The organism is Saccharothrix sp. CB00851, from assembly GCF_001905065.1.
Classification (GTDB): domain Bacteria; phylum Actinomycetota; class Actinomycetes; order Mycobacteriales; family Pseudonocardiaceae; genus Actinosynnema.
Window position 1 is genome coordinate 46708 of sequence record NZ_LWLC01000004.1, and the last position, 14780, is coordinate 61487.

Below are 14780 nucleotides of genomic sequence, written 5' to 3' on the forward strand. Positions count from 1 at the left end.
ATTCGCGGCTTCACGGTGGGTGAGCGGCCCGCACGCCGTTCTGCCGGCCGCCCCCGCCGACCGCGCTCGCCGTGCCACAACGACCAGTGACCGACAAGCGCTTACCAAAACCGCCGGTCATGGCGTTAGTTCAAGTGGTGGCACCGACACGGTGTCGAACAACGCGCGACACGGTGTCGTGGACGCAGAACGCAGGAGGCGAACGAAAGATGGAGTGGTCGGATAGCTGGCGCGGGGCCTTCCGCATCGAGCTGCGCGCAGAGGCGGTCAACCTCGCGTGGCACGGGTGGTCTGTGCTGCCGGGCACCTATCCGGCGGGTGACCGGTGGGCCGGGCGTGACGGCGTCGAGGACAGCGGGCCCGTCCCGGTGCACCACGACTGGCAGGAGCGCATCGGCACCAAGGCGGAGCAGGTCGCCACCTGGTGGGCGGGCCACTCCTACAGCATCCTGCTGGCCACCGGCCACGGCGTGGACGCCGTCGAGGTGAGCGCCGACCTCGGCCGCCGGGCCGCGGTCGAGCTGCGCGCGGCGGGCATCCCGGTGCCGATCGTGGCCACCCCGGAAGGCCGCTGGATGTTCCTGGTCGCCTCCGGTGGCACGCCGATCACCGACCCGGACGTCACGCACTACGGCCAGGGCGAGTACGTCCCGCTGCCGCCCAGCCCCGGCCAGGTCGGCGTGGTGCACTGGCGGGTCAAGCCGCAGATCTGCGCGTGGCACCTGCCGCACGTGGACGTGGTCCGCGACGCCCTGCTCCAGGCCGCCGACCGCACCTCCGACTACGGCCTGGTCGCCGCCGACCGGTCGTGATCGACGTGGCCGTGTTGGACGTCGTGGTGTCTCTCCCCGACCACCCCGAGCACGACGTCCAGCACGGCCACACCGCCCGCCTTGTCCAGCGGATCGTTGCCGTTCCCGCACTTCGGCGACTGCACGCAGGACGGGCACCCGGCCGGACACGCGCAAGCCGCGATGGCCTCCCTAGTAGCGACCAACCACGGGACTACCGCGTCGAACCCGCGGTCGGCGAACCCGGCTCCCCCGGGATGACCGTCGTGCACGAACACCGTCGCCTCCCCGGTGTCCTGGTGCAGCGCGGTCGAGACTCCGCCGATGTCCCAGCGGTCACAGGTCGCGAAGAGCGGTAGCAGGCCGATCGCCGCGTGTTCGGCGGCGTGCAGTGCGCCGGGGACGCGCGCCGGAGTCAGACCGGCGCCCCCCGGCGCACTGTGCCCATCACCAGCGCCCAACGACGCAGTGCCCAACAGTTCGGCCGACACCGTGTACCAGACCGCCCGCGTGACCAACGTCTGCGCGGGCAGTGACAGCGGCACCGAGTCGATCACCTGGCCGGATGGCAGCTTGCGCAGGTAGCCGACCACCTGCGAGGTCACCTCCACCTCGCCCAGGCACACCGTCACCCCCTCGAACGAGCGCTTCTCCAACACCCGCACCACCGAGATGTCCTTGGTGTCACGGGCGGTCGTCGTCCAGTCCGGCTTCTCCGCGTGCACCATCGCCAGACCGGCGTCCAGGTCGAGCTCGTCCACCACGTACGACTCGCCCTGGTGCAGGTACACGGCACCCGAGTGCACCTGCCAGCACGCCGAACCCGGGTCGACGGTGCCGAGCATCCGCCCCGAGTCGGCCTCCACCACCACGACCTGCTCGCCACCGGACCCGCGGATGTCCACGTGGGCGTGCGGCCGGTCGTGCGACGTCCAGTACCAGCCGTTCGGCCGCCGCCGCAGCACCCGCCGCGCCGTCATGTCCTCCAGCACGGCCAGCGCCGCGTCACCACCGAACGCGTCCAGCGACTCCGGCGTCAACGGCAGCTCCGCCGCCGCGCACGCCAACTGCGGCTCCAGCACGTACGGGTTCGTCGGGTCCAGCACCGTCGCCTCGACCGGCTTGTCCAGCACCGCCGACGGGTTGTGCACCAGGTAGGTGTCCAACGGGTCGTCCCGCGCCACGAACACCACCAGGGCGTCGCTGTCCCCGGTCCGCCCCGCCCGCCCGGCCTGCTGCCAGAACGACGCCAGCGTGCCCGGGAACCCGGCCACCACCACGGCGTCCAGCCCGACGATGTCGACGCCCAGCTCCAGCGCGTTCGTCGTCGCCACGCCCAGCAGCTCGCCCGACGACACCGCCCGCTCCAACACCCGCCGCTCCTCCGGCAGGTACCCGCCCCGGTACGCGGCCACCCGCGAGGTCAGCGACGGGTCGACCTCCGACAGCACCCGACGCGCGCCCAACGCGGTCAGCTCCGCCCCCACCCGCGACCGCACGAACGCCAACGACCGCGCGCCCTCCACCACCAGGTCGGCCAGGATCCGCGCGGTCTCCGCGCCCGCCGACCGCCGCACCGGCGCCCCGTTCTCGCCCTCCAGGTCGTCCAGCAGCGGCGGCTCCCACAACGCCACCGTCCGCCCGGCCCGCGGCGACCCGTCCTCCGTCACCGCCGCCACGTCCGCGCCCAGCAGCGCCGAGGCCGACGCCGCCGGATCGGCCACCGTCGCCGACGCCAGCACGAACACCGGGTCCGCGCCGTACCGCCGCGCCACCCTGCGCAACCGCCGCAGCAACAACGCCACGTGCGAGCCGAAAACACCCCGGTACGTGTGGCATTCGTCGACCACCACGTACGACAGCCTGCGCAGGAACCTGATCCACCTGGCGTGGTTGGGCAGCACACCGCGGTGCAGCATGTCGGGGTTGCTGAACACCCAGTTGGCGTGGGCGCGCACCCAATCGCGTTCCGCCATCGGGGTGTCGCCGTCGAACGACGCGGCGCGTACGCCCGGCACGCCCAAACCGGTCACCGATCTCAACTGGTCGGCGCCCAACGCCTTCGTCGGTGACAGGTACAGGGCTGTTGCCTTCGGATCAACTGTCAACGCGCTCAAGACAGGCAATTGGTACGCCAGCGATTTACCCGAAGCGGTGCCCGTAGCCACGACGACGTGTGATCCGGACCACGCGTGCGTCGCCGCTTCCGCCTGGTGCCGCCACGGATGGACTACACCCCGCTCCACCAGCGCGGACACCACCGGCGCCGGTGCCCACGACGGCCACGGCACGGGCTGCGCGGGCCGTGCCGGCTGGTCTTGGGTGTGCGTCAACGGCGATTCGCCCGCCGGAACACCGGCGAGGACCCGGTCCAGCAAACGTCGTCCCTGGTTCGCCACGTGGCGCAGCTTCGCACACCTGTCCGACATCCGGACCCTGCCTCTGCGGATAACGGTGTGTGTACGGATCGGGACGCCCCGTTGCCTACTTGCGTCCTATGAATAGACTCCGCCGCTATCGCATCCAATTGAGGGGTGCATCACGTTGTGTCGGGGCTGACAGTCGCGTGAGTGACCCGCCTCACAGCAGCGGGGTGGCCCTGACATTGGGCTTGGAAAACTCACCAGGAGGACGGATGTCCCGGCAATTCCTCGCGGAGGGCCTAGAGCTCTCCGGAGGTGATCGCGGCCTCGTCGCCGTGGTCGCCGTGGTCGCCCTGGCTGCCCTGGCCGTGGGCTACGTGCTGCTCCGGGAGGTACTGGCCGCGGGCCAGGGCACCTCCAAGATGCAGGACATCGCCAAGGCGGTCCAAGAGGGCGCGGCGGCCTACCTCAACCGGCAGTTCCGAACGCTCGGCATCTTCGTCGTCATCGTGTTCGTGCTGCTGTTCGCGTTGCCCGCCGAGGACATCGGGGAACGGATCGGCAGGTCGCTGTTCTTCCTCGTCGGTGCGGGCTTCTCCGCCGTCATCGGCTACCTGGGCATGTGGCTGTCGACCCGCGCGAACGTGCGCGTCGCCGCCGCGGCCAAGGAGAACGGCGGTCGCGAGAAGGCCATGCGGATCGCGTTCCGCACGGGCGGCGTGGTCGGCATGTTCACCGTCGGCCTCGGCCTGTTCGGCGCGGCTTTGGTCGTGTTCGTCTACGTCGGCCAGGCACCCCGGGTGCTGGAGGGCTTCGGCTTCGGCGCGGCCCTGCTCGCCATGTTCATGCGGGTCGGCGGCGGCATCTTCACCAAGGCCGCCGACGTCGGCGCGGACCTGGTCGGCAAGGTCGAGCAGGGCATCCCCGAGGACGACCCGCGCAACGCCGCGACCATCGCCGACAACGTGGGCGACAACGTCGGCGACTGCGCCGGCATGGCGGCCGACCTGTTCGAGTCCTACGCCGTGACCCTCGTGGCGTCGCTGATCCTCGGCACGGCCGCGTTCGGCGCGAAGGGCCTGCTGTTCCCGCTGATCGTGCCGGCGATCGGCGTGCTCACCGCGGTCATCGGCGTCTACATCACCAGCGCCAGGACCGGCGAGAACGGCCTCACCGCGATCAACCGCTCGTTCTACATCTCGGCGGTCATCTCGGCGGTGCTGTGCACGGTGGCGGCGTTCGTGTTCCTGCCCAGCTCGTTCGCGGGCCTGGCGGGCGTGTCCGAGGAGATCGCGGGCACCCCGGGCAACCCGGCCCTGATCGCCGCCGTCGCGGTGATCATCGGCATCGTGCTGGCGGGCGTCATCCTGTGGCTGACCGGCTACTTCACCGGCACCGAGCACAAGCCGGTCAAGGAGGTCGGCCGCACCTCGCTCACCGGCGCGGCGACCGTCATCCTGTCCGGCATCTCGGTCGGCTTCGAGTCGGCGGTCTACACCGCGCTGGTCATCGGCGGCGCGGTCTACGGCGCGTTCCTGCTGTCCGGTTCGGTGGTCGTGTCGCTGTTCGCGGTCGCGCTGGCCGGTTGCGGCCTGCTGACCACGGTCGGCGTCATCGTGGCCATGGACACCTTCGGCCCGGTCTCCGACAACGCGCAGGGCATCGCCGAGATGTCCGGTGACGTGGACGGCGAGGGCGCGCAGATCCTCACCGAGCTGGACGCGGTCGGCAACACCACCAAGGCGATCACCAAGGGCATCGCGATCGCCACCGCCGTGCTGGCGGCGACCGCGCTGTTCGGCTCCTACAAGGACGCCATCGAGCAGGCGCTGCGGGACGTGCAGGTGGGCCTCGGCGAGGTCCCGGTGTCGTTCAGCAACGTGGTGTTCAGCCCGAACGTGCTGGTCGGCGTGCTGATCGGCGCGGCCGTGGTGTTCATGTTCTCCGGTCTCGCGGTCAACGCGGTGACGCGCGCGGCGGGCGCGATCGTGTTCGAGGTGCGCCGCCAGTTCCGCGACAACCCCGGGATCATGGACGGCACGGTCAAGCCGGAGTACGGCAAGGTCGTCGACATCTGCACGAAGGACTCGCTGCGCGAACTGGCCACCCCCGGCCTGCTCGCGGTGCTGGCGCCGATCGCGGTCGGCTTCGGCCTGGGCGTCGGCCCGCTGGCCGGCTACCTGGCCGGTGCGATCGCCACCGGCACGCTGATGGCGGTGTTCCTGGCCAACTCCGGTGGCGCCTGGGACAACGCGAAGAAGCTGGTCGAGGACGGCAACCACGGCGGCAAGGGCTCCGACGCCCACGCCGCGACGGTCATCGGCGACACCGTCGGCGACCCGTTCAAGGACACCGCCGGTCCGGCCATCAACCCGCTGATCAAGGTGATGAACCTGGTCTCGGTGCTGATCGCGCCCGCCATCGTCGGCTTCAGCGTCGGCACGGGCGAGTCGGCGGGCATCCGCTACGCCATCGCGATCGTCGCGGCGGTGGTCATCGTGGCGGCCGTGGTCGTGTCCAAGCGGCGCGGCACGGCCATCGCGGACACCCCGGCGGAGGCCACCACCTCCGCGTGACGTGTGGCTAGTGCCGCACTAGGGCGGGGTGCCGCGGTCGGAGGCACCCCGCCCTCGCACGTCCGGGTAGGCCGGGTGGACGCGCCCGGATGGGGGCACACTGTTCGGTGACGACCGGCACTGTCGCGCAGAACGATGGGGAGCCCCCTGATGAGACTGATTCCGCTGCTCGCCTCGGCCGCCGTGGTCGTGGCGGTCGCCGGGTGCGGGTCCGGGGACGAGTCCACCGCGCCCACGTCGGCGACGTCCGCGACGCCGTCCGACGAGGCCGCGGTGGCGTACATGGACAAGGTGTGCACGGCGACGGCGTCGTTCGCCTCGGTGACCAGGACGCCGCCGCAGATCGACCCGAACGACCCCGCGAAGGGCAAGGCCGACATGGCCGTGTACATGGGCCAGATGGCGGAGGCGTACAACCAGCCCGCCACCAAGCTGCGCGAGGTCGGGCCGTCGCCGGTGGCGGGCGGTGACCAGCAGGTCGAGCAGATGGCGGCGACGTTCGCCGGCATCGCGAAGAACTTCACCGACGCCAAGGCGGCCATCGAGGCGGCGGACGCCAACGACCCGGTCGGCGGGCTCCAGGCCGCCGGCGAGGCCATCACCCGGCTGGATGAACTCGTCGCGCCGCTGAAGCAGCTGGAGTCGGTGCCGGAACTGGCTGCGGCGAGCCAGAAGGCGCCTGCCTGCCAGAGCCTGCGGAGGCTGCAACCGTCGGAGTCGCCGCAGCCGACCACGTAGTAGGTTGCCCCCTCACCTCTTTTCACCCTATCTGGGGGACTTCCGTGAAGCACCGTGTCGCGCTCGCCGGCGTGTTCGCCGCCGTCCTGGTTACGGCCGCGTGCGGCGGCGGTGGCGCTTCGCCGTCTCCGACGTCCGGTTCTCCGGCGACCACCACGACCACGACCAAGGCCGCGGCGGCCGACGCCGACCCGGTCGAGTGGACCGGCACGTTCTGCGAGGGCATCGGGCCCGCGGTCGAGGGCGTGCTGGCCATGCTGAAGACGATGTTCGAGGGCGGCGCGGAGGACCCGGCCGTGCAGAAAGCCGCGCTGCTCGAGTACAGCGGCAAGGCGGGCAAGTCGATGACCGCGGCGGGCGCGAAGCTCGAGGGCCTCGGCGCGCCGTCGGCCGAGGCCCGGGAGCTGCACGATGAGCTGGTCAAGTTCTTCACCGACTCCGGCAAGTCGTTGACCGAGGTCAACACGGGGCTGGCGGGGCTCGACCCGGCCGACCCGGACTTCGACGCCAAGCTGGAGCGGCTGGGCGGCGACCAGTCCGACCCGTCCAAGCTGCAGGAGCACATCAAGAAGGTGCAGCAGGACCCGCAGCTCGCCGACGCCTACGGGAAGGCCCCGCAGTGCGTGGAGCTGTCGAAGACGGTGACGGGCCTCGGCGGCTGACACCGCTGGGACTGCTGAGACCGGTGGGGTCGGTGGTTCAGCCCTTCGGAGACTGGCCGAGGTCGAACGTGTGTTCTACGCTGCGTGTCCGTGGGGCAACTGTCCTTCTACTCGGCCGAGGCGAGACAGCCTTGCGTCGGTGACCTGGCGGGCCTGCTGTGCGGGCCCGGCCGGGCGCTGGGCTTCGCCCGTGGACGTGCGGCCCGGGTGTCGGTGACCGTCGACACCCGGGACCGGGCCGCCGCGGTGGTGGCGGCGCTGGCCGAGCGCGGCGTGCAGGCCAGGTCCGAGCTGGTCAGGACGCCGGTGAAGGCCGAAGCCGAGGAGGACGGCGCCACACCGGACGAGCCGGGGGACGAGCCGGTGGCCGAGGAGCCCGCCGAGCTCGAGTCGGTGGCGGAGGGGATCGCCCCGGGCGATCCGCTGGACGAGGTGCTCGACGACCCGGTCGACGACGAGCCGGACGGCTTCGCGCCCGTGGTGATCGGATCGGGCCGGAGCCGACCGGCGGCACCCGAGCCGGACGCCGAGGTCGTGGAGCCCGTGGTCGAGCCCGGGCCGGTCGAGTCCGAGGAGCCCAAGGCGGTGGAGCCCGAGTTCACCGAGTCGTGGCAGGTCACGACGGCTTTCCGCACCGACCTGGCCGGGTTGGCGGCGCACTGGCTCGACGGCGACCGCAAGGTCGTCCCGCCCGAGTTCACCCTCGACGGCGCGGCCCTGCGGCTGTGGGCGCTCGCGTCCGGCCGGTGGGTCGAGTCGGGCTCCGGGTACCTCCTCGGCCTCGACCCCGAGGCACCCGACACGCACGAAGCGTTGCGAAAAGCATTGGCCACGTCGGGCCTGCCCTCGACACTCTTGACCGGCAGAGCCGGGGGGCCGGCGCTGCGTGTCGTCGGCAGGCGGCGGCTCGAACGGCTCGCCGAGCTGGTCGGACGTGCGCCGCGGGGCGTCGCGGAACGCACCTGGCCGGCCGCGTAGCGCGTCAGGTTGGCGGAGGATCCGGCACAGTTGTGTCACCCTGTCCCGACCAGGGCTGCCCATGCGGCGACAAAGGACAGTGCACACTGGCGGGTCGGGACACAGTGTTCGAAGAGAGCGGGACGGCGTGGCTGGATCGACACGGGCGAGGAAGACAAACGGGGGATCAGCGAGCGGCAACCGGCGGTTGGTGATCGTCGAGTCGCCCACGAAGGCGCGGAAGATCGCGTCCTACCTCGGCAACGACTTCGTCGTGGAGTCATCCAAGGGGCACATCAGGGACCTGCCCCGCGGCGCGGCCGACGTGCCCGCGAAGTACAAGGGCATGTCGTGGGCACGCCTCGGGGTCGACGTGGACCACGGCTTCGAGCCGCTCTACGTCGTCACGCCGGACAAGAAGGCGACCGTCGCGGAGCTGAAAGAGCTGCTCAAGGACGTCGACGAGCTCTACCTCGCGACAGACGGCGACCGCGAGGGCGAGGCCATCGCCTGGCACCTGCTGGACACGCTCAAGCCCAAGGTCCCGGTCCGCCGGATGGTGTTCCACGAGATCACCGAGCCCGCGATCCTCGCCGCCGCCGCGAACCCGCGCGACCTGGACCAGGACCTGGTCGACGCCCAGGAGACCCGCCGCATCCTCGACCGCCTCTACGGCTACGAGGTCAGCCCGGTGCTGTGGAAGAAGGTCATGCCGAAGCTCTCGGCGGGCCGCGTGCAGTCCGTGGCGACCCGGATCGTGGTCGAGCGCGAGCGCGAGCGGATGAAGTTCGTCACCGCCTCGTACTGGGACGTCTCGGCGACCATGGACGCGGGCGAGGACGCCTCGCCGCGCACGTTCGGCGCCCGCCTGGTCGCGGTCGACGGCACCCGCCTCGCCGCGGGGCGCGACTTCGGGCCGGACGGCAGGCTCAAGGCAGGAGCGGACGTCCGCGTGCTGGACGAGGCGCAGGCGACGGCGATCGCCGAAGGCCTGGTCAACGCCACCATGACGGTGTCCTCGGTGGAGGAGAAGCCGTACTCGCGCAAGCCGTACGCGCCGTTCATGACCTCCACGCTCCAGCAGGAAGCGGGCCGCAAGCTGCGGTTCTCCGCGGACCGCGCCATGCGCACCGCGCAGAAGCTGTACGAGAACGGCTACATCACCTACATGCGCACCGACAGCACCACGCTGTCGGAGACCGCGATCGCGGCGGCCCGGGCACAGGCCACCGAGCTGTACGGCTCGCAGTTCGTGTCCAAGGAGCCCCGCCAGTACACCCGCAAGGTCAAGAACGCGCAGGAGGCGCACGAGGCCATCCGCCCGGCGGGTGAGGTGTTCCGCACCCCCGGCCAGGTCGCCCGTGAGCTGGAGTCCGACGAGTTCAAGCTGTACGAGCTGATCTGGCAGCGCACGATCGCCTCCCAGATGGCCGACGCCCGCGGCAACACGACGTCCGTGCGGATCTCCGGAACGACGGCGGGGGGCGAGGACGTCACGTTCGCCGCCTCCGGCCGCACGATCACGTTCCCGGGCTTCCTCAAGGCCTACGTGGAGACGGTCGACTCGGAGGCGGGCGGTGAGTCCGACGACGTCGAGTCGCGCCTGCCGCAGCTGGTCAAGGACCAGTCGGTGCTCGCGGCCGAGCTGTCCCCGGACGGCCACTCGACCTCGCCGCCGCCGCGCTTCACCGAGCCGAGCCTGATCAAGACGATGGAGGAGCTGGGCATCGGCCGCCCGTCCACCTACGCCTCGATCATCAGCACCATCCAGGACCGCGGCTACGTGTGGAAGAAGGGCTCCGCCCTGGTCCCGTCGTGGGTGGCGTTCGCCGTGGTGGGGCTGCTGGAGCAGCACTTCGGCCGGCTGGTCGACTACGACTTCACCGCCGCGCTGGAGGACGAGCTGGACGGCATCGCCGCCGGCCGCCAGGAGCGCACCACGTGGCTGTCCGGGTTCTACTTCGGCGGCAACGTCGGCCCGGAGTCGTCGGTCGGCCGGTCCGGCGGGCTGAAGAAGCTGGTCGGCTCCAGCGTCGAGGAGATCGACGCCCGCGAGGTCAACTCGATCCCGCTGTTCCCCGACCTGGACGGCCGCACGGTGTACGTGCGGGTCGGCCGCTACGGGCCGTACCTGGAGCGCGAGGTCGAGGGCCCGGACGGCACGGTGGCCGCGCAGCGGGCGAACCTGCCCGACGACCTGCCGCCGGACGAACTCAACCGCGAGATCGCGGAGAAGCTGTTCGCCACGCCGCAGGAGGGGCGTTCGCTGGGCAACGACCCGGTCACCGGGCACGAGATCGTGGCCAAGGAGGGCCGGTTCGGCCCGTACGTGACCGAGGTGCTGCCCGAGGCGCCGGAGGGCACGAAGAAGGCGCCGAAGCCGCGCACCGGCTCGCTGTTCAAGTCGATGTCGCTGGACACGGTCACGCTGGACGACGCGCTCAGGCTGCTCTCGCTGCCGCGCGTGGTCGGCAAGGACCCGGAGACCGGCGCGGAGATCACCGCGCAGAACGGCCGGTACGGGCCCTACCTGAAGAAGGGCACCGACTCGCGGTCGCTGACCAGCGAGGACCAGCTGTTCACGGTCACCCTCGACGAGGCGCTGAAGATCTACGCCGAGCCGAAGAAGCGCGGCCGGGCCGCCGCCGCGCCGCCGTTGAAGGAGCTGGGCGCGGACCCGGTCTCGGGCAAGCCGATGGTGGTCAAGGAGGGCCGGTTCGGCCCGTACGTGACCGACGGCGAGACGAACGCCTCGCTGCGCAAGTCGGACAGCGTCGAGGGCCTGTCCGACGAGCGGGCGGCCGAGCTGCTGGCCGAGAAGCGGGCCAAGGGGCCGACGACGAAGAAGAAGGCACCGGCGGCCAAGAAGGCGCCCGCGCGCAAGAAGGCTCCGGCGAAGTCCAAGAGCTAGAGGAGATGGGGCGGTGGACGGTTCAGGTGCCGGCCGGTTCGGCTACGACGGCACGCAGCCGCCACCGCCCCCTCCGCTGTACCCGGACCCGCTCGCGGGCCTGGTCACCGGCGAGCACCACTACCGGCCGCCCGGGACACCGGCGCCGGCCGTGGTGCCGCCGGTGCTCCCGCCGCCCGACGTCGCGGTGACGCCGACCCGTCGTGCGCCCGTTCGTGCGCAGGCACGGCCGCCGGTGCGGCAGGTGTCGGGTGAGCCCGCCGCGCACGTGCCCCACGCCGGACCGGCCCGTCAGCAGGCCCCCGCGCCGCAGCCGTCCGCGCCGCCGGGGCCGAAGAAGAGCAAGGGTGGGCTGATCGGGTGCCTCGTCGTGCTCGTCACGCTCAGCGGGCTGCTGTTCAACGTGGTGCGTGAGATCATCGAAGCCGTGGTCGACCTCCTGCGATGATCTCGCTTCGGTCACCCGTTCGGCGGATGTGGTCTGGCGGGTGAATCGGTCCGGCTACCCTTACTGCCTGCAGCATCGGCGGGGGTGAGCACCATCCAAGACGGCGGCACAGCGGCCTCGACCAGCCACCGGATTCGCAGCGTGTTGGCGATCCGGCCGTTCCGCAGGCTCTGGGGTGTCACCTATCTGTGCAGCGTTGGTGACTGGCTGTCATTGTTGGCCTTGACGGGCCTGGTCACCAAGATGATGGACAGCTACCAGTGGCAGAGCTTCTCGCTCAGCCTCGTGGTGCTGACCCAGCTGCTGCCCGGCATCCTGTTCGCGCCGCTCGGCGGCGTGCTCGCCGACCGGTTCGACCGCCGCAAGATCATGGTGGTCTGCGACCTGCTGCGCGGCGGCCTGTTCATCTCGATCGCGCTGGTCGGCACGGCCTGGTGGCTGTTCATCGCGAACTTCCTGGTCGGCTGCTGCGCGATGCTGTGGATCCCGGCCAAGGACTCGGCGGTGCCGAACCTGCTGCGCCGGCCGGACCAGGTGGAGACGGCCAACCAGCTCGGCCTGGTGATGACCTACGGCATCTCGGTGATCTCGGGCGCGGGCCTGTACTCGATCATCTCCGGCATCCCCGGCTACCTCGGCCTGCAGAACAGCAACCTCGAGTTCCGCATCGCGACCATCGCGGTCATGGTCAACGGCGCGCTGTACGTGACGTCGGCCATCATCGTGGCGACCCGGATCCCGGAGCTGTCCGGCCGGATCGCCGCGGTCAAGCGCACCCGGGAGAACGGCGAGGCGCCCGGCTTCTTCGCCATGCTGCGCGACGGCATGAAGTACGCGGCCCGCACCCCGCTGGTCCGCGGCCTGGTCATCGGCATGATCGGCGCGTTCGCGGCGGCCGGCGCGGTGATCGGCACGGCCACCCCGTACTCGCAGTCGCTGCTGGGCGGCGACTCCACGTTCGGCCTGCTGTTCGTGGCCGTGTTCGCGGGCCTGGCGCTGGGCATGGCGACCGCGCCGCGGATGGCCCGCAGGCTGCCCTACGACCGGCTGTTCGGGCTGACGATCCTGGTCGCGGGCCTGAGCTTGTTGTTCGTGGCGTTCGCGCCGCACCTGTGGGTGGCGCTGATCGCGGTGGCCTGCGTCGGCGCGTCGGCGGGCATGGCGTTCCTCACCGGCCTGACCATCGTCGGCTCGCAGGTCGAGGACGCGATGCGCGGCCGGACCGTGGCACTGCTCCAGTCGCTGCTCAAGGTGGTGCTGTTCGCCGCGTCGGCCACCGCGCCACTGCTGGTCACGCTGGTGCAGAAGCGCACGGTCACGATCTTCGGCCACCCCATGCTGGTGGACGGCACCCGCCCGGTGCTGTTCGGCGCGGGCGTGATCGCCGCGCTGCTCGGGCTGATCGCCTACCAGCAGATGGACAACCGGCGGTCCGAGCCGATCCTGTCCGACCTGTTCGCGGCGCTGCGCGGGCGGGCACGGCGCACCGGCGGCCTGCTCATCGCGGTCGAGGGCGACACCCGGCACGACACGTCCGTGCAGGCCAGGAGGCTGGCCCAGGCGTTGCGCGAGACCGGCCGCGAGGTCGTGCTCGCCTCCGACCCCGACCTGGACGAGCAGCGGTTGCGCAACCTGCTGTCGACCGCCGACCTGGCCGGGGTCCGGGCGCACGCCCTGGTGGCCGCCGCCGTGCGGGCGGACGTGGTGGAACGCGAGGTGCGGCCGGCGCTGGACAACGGCGCGCTGGTCGTCATGGAGCGGTACGTGGACAGCCCGTTGGCGCACTTCAGCGCGGCGGGCAGCGTCGAACCGCGCGAGGTGGAGGGCCTGGTCGACTGGGCCACCGGGCGGCTGCGGCCGGACGTGACCGTGCTGCTGGACCGGATGCCCTCGCAGATGCGCGCCTCCGGCGGCACGCTGGACACCGTCGAGCACCACTGGCGGGTGCAGAAGCTGCTGACCGACATGGCCTCGGCCGACCCCGAGCGGTACGTCGTGGTCGACGCCGACGGCACCGAGGACGAGGTGGCCGACCGGGTGCGGACCGCGGTGCTGCCGCTGCTGGCCAAGCGGACCAGGATGCCGGCCAAGCCGGTGGCGGAGACCCCCTGACGGATCGGTACGGTCGCCTGGTGAACCGTGGTGTGTGGGGCGACGTCGTCGGCCAGCCCGAGGCGGTCGCGGTGCTGTCGGCGGCGGCGGAGGCCGCCGCGTCGATCGTGGCGGGAGGGTCGCCCGCGCCGGGTGCGATGACCCACGCGTGGCTGTTCACCGGCCCGCCCGGGTCGGGCCGCTCGGTGGCGGCACGGGCGTTCGCCGGCGCGTTGCAGTGCACCGCCGTGGACGACCGGCCGGGCTGCGGCTCGTGCGCCGGGTGCCACACGGCGCTGGCCGGCACGCACGCCGACGTGCGGGTGGTCTCACCCGAGGGCCTGTCGATCTCGGTGGCCGAGATGCGGTCGCTGGTGCAGGTCTCGGCCCGGCGGCCGACGTCCGGGCGCTGGCAGGTGGTGATCATCGCCGACGCCGACCGGCTCACCGAGGGCGCGGCGAACGCGCTGCTCAAGGCGGTCGAGGAGCCTCCGCCGCGGACCGTGTTCCTGCTGTGCGCGCCGTCGGACCACCCCGACGACGTGTCGGTGACCATCCGGTCGCGGTGCCGGGTCGTGTCGCTGGCCACGCCGCGCACGGCGGCGATCGCGTCGGCCCTGGAGGACGAGGGCGTGGCGCCGGAGGTGGCGTCGTGGGCGGCGTCGGTGTGCGGGGGGCACGTGGGCCGGGCGCGGCGGCTGGCCACCGACGAGCAGTCGCGGGCCCGGCGCGAGGCCGTGCTGCGGATCCCGACCGCGTTGCGCAGGCCGGCGGACATCTTCACCTGCGCCGACCAGCTCGTGTCGGCCGCCGAGGGTGACGCGCAGACCGCGAACGAGGGTCGTGACCAGGCCGAGCGCGAGGCGTTGGAGACCGCCATGGGCGCCGGCGGCACGGGCAAGGGCACGGCCGCCGCGTCACGGGGCGCGAAGGGCGCGTTGAAGGACCTGGAGAAGCGGCAGAAGTCGCGGGCCACGCGGACCCAGCGCGACTCGCTGGACCAGGCGCTGGTCGACCTGGCCGCGTTCTACCGGGACGTGCTGGTGACCGCGACCGGCGCGCCCGCCGTGCTCAACCACCCCGACCGGGCCGAGGACGTGCGGACGGCGGCCTCGTCGTGGACCCCGGAGTCGACGTTGCGCCGGCTGGAGGCCGTGCTGAACTGCCGGACCGCGCTGGAGCTGAACGTGAAGCCGCGCATCGCCATCGAGGCCATGCTGACCACGCTCCAGCGCGGCTGAGC

At 71.8% G+C, this 14780-nt stretch carries 10 protein-coding genes; 9 read left to right on the top strand and 1 reads right to left on the bottom strand.

Going from position 1 to position 14780, the window contains the following annotated elements; translation table 11 throughout:
* The first annotated feature begins 209 nt into the window (after positions 1–209).
* The gene (locus tag A6A25_RS06525) at positions 210–812 is read left to right on the top strand and encodes a bifunctional DNA primase/polymerase (protein WP_073886871.1); all 603 of its coding nucleotides are present in this window, start codon (positions 210–212) and stop codon (positions 810–812) included.
* Here the strand turns inward: A6A25_RS06525 and A6A25_RS06530 are convergent.
* Entirely contained in the window at positions 782–3220 is a 2439-nt protein-coding gene (locus A6A25_RS06530; protein WP_073886872.1) for a DEAD/DEAH box helicase, read from the bottom strand. The two genes, A6A25_RS06525 and A6A25_RS06530, sit on opposite strands and share 31 nt — an antisense overlap.
* A 206-nt stretch (positions 3221–3426) precedes the next feature.
* Here A6A25_RS06530 and A6A25_RS06535 point away from each other — a divergent pair, with 206 nt between their 5' ends.
* The 8 genes from A6A25_RS06535 to A6A25_RS06570 all read left to right on the top strand — a co-directional run bounded on the left by A6A25_RS06535 (position 3427) and on the right by A6A25_RS06570 (position 14778).
* Entirely contained in the window at positions 3427–5730 is a 2304-nt protein-coding gene (locus A6A25_RS06535) for a sodium-translocating pyrophosphatase (RefSeq protein WP_143192991.1), read from the top strand.
* 150 nt (positions 5731–5880) lie between these two features.
* Positions 5881–6468, top strand: a complete 588-nt coding sequence (locus A6A25_RS06540; RefSeq protein ID WP_241828527.1) for a hypothetical protein — start codon at positions 5881–5883, stop codon at positions 6466–6468.
* 44 nt (positions 6469–6512) lie between these two features.
* Positions 6513–7130: a hypothetical protein gene (locus A6A25_RS06545; RefSeq protein WP_073886875.1), complete on the top strand. Its 618-nt coding sequence runs from the start codon at positions 6513–6515 to the stop codon at positions 7128–7130.
* Positions 7131–7220: 90 nt separating this feature from the next.
* A complete protein-coding gene (locus A6A25_RS44610) occupies positions 7221–8108 on the top strand; it encodes a hypothetical protein (protein WP_198932593.1) in 888 nt (295 codons plus the stop codon).
* A 127-nt stretch (positions 8109–8235) separates the two neighbouring features.
* Positions 8236–10998, top strand: a complete 2763-nt coding sequence (gene topA, locus A6A25_RS06555; RefSeq protein WP_073886877.1) for a type I DNA topoisomerase — start codon at positions 8236–8238, stop codon at positions 10996–10998.
* A gap of 13 nt (positions 10999–11011) precedes the next feature.
* Complete coding sequence (locus tag A6A25_RS06560) at positions 11012–11446, top strand: hypothetical protein (RefSeq protein ID WP_073886878.1); 435 nt, start codon at positions 11012–11014, stop codon at positions 11444–11446.
* 84 nt (positions 11447–11530) lie between these two features.
* Positions 11531–13558, top strand: a complete 2028-nt coding sequence (locus tag A6A25_RS06565) for a bifunctional MFS transporter/dTMP kinase (protein ID WP_073886879.1) — start codon at positions 11531–11533, stop codon at positions 13556–13558.
* A 20-nt stretch (positions 13559–13578) separates the two neighbouring features.
* Positions 13579–14778 carry a DNA polymerase III subunit delta' gene (locus tag A6A25_RS06570; RefSeq protein WP_073886880.1) on the top strand — a complete coding sequence of 400 codons (1200 nt, stop codon included), beginning with the start codon at positions 13579–13581 and terminating at the stop codon, positions 14776–14778.
* The last annotated feature ends 2 nt before the right edge of the window (positions 14779–14780 follow it).